The sequence below is a fragment of the Treponema sp. R8-4-B8 genome (assembly GCF_054786175.1).
Window position 1 is genome coordinate 1 of the sequence record NZ_BDHE01000463.1, and the last position, 430, is coordinate 430.

Sequence of the window (430 nt, forward strand, 5' to 3'; positions counted from 1 at the left end):
TGTGCGAGTGGTCGTACTCCTCGCCGTTTATTTCAGCGAACTCCTTTTGCATTTGTATCATGTTGGCAATTTGTCGTATTGTTTTTTTGTTGTCCTTCATTCCTACCATAGCGTTACGTTCGGAAAGGATTTCGACCGCAGTCCTAACCTTTGGTTTTTCATAAGGAATATCTTCGGCAGTTATAGTTGATAAGGCTTCGACAGCACTCATTTTGCGCCTCCTTATTCAGGAATGTCGCAGGCTTCAATGGTTTTCAATTTGTCGGCGCGTCCTTCTTTGGTGAGCGCCGAAACTCCGGTCGCCACTCTGCTTGTTGTCTTTTTAAAGAACACTCTGATCTCTCCTGCGTTGCCGAAGTTCGGCACATCGTTGATGAACATGTCGGCAATGGCGGCTTTTGCGGCTTCGATTGACTTCTCTGTTACAGTG

2 protein-coding genes are annotated in these 430 nt (G+C 46.3%); both read right to left on the bottom strand.

The window, feature by feature from the left end:
* Nucleotides 1-211, bottom strand: a 211-nt coding sequence (locus tag ACYVRA_RS09260) for a hypothetical protein (protein ID WP_461252410.1), incomplete at its 3' end; no start/stop codon positions are given.
* An 11-nt stretch (nucleotides 212-222) separates the two neighbouring features.
* A partial coding sequence (locus ACYVRA_RS09265) for a hypothetical protein (protein ID WP_461252411.1) occupies nucleotides 223-430 on the bottom strand: 208 nt, incomplete at its 5' end.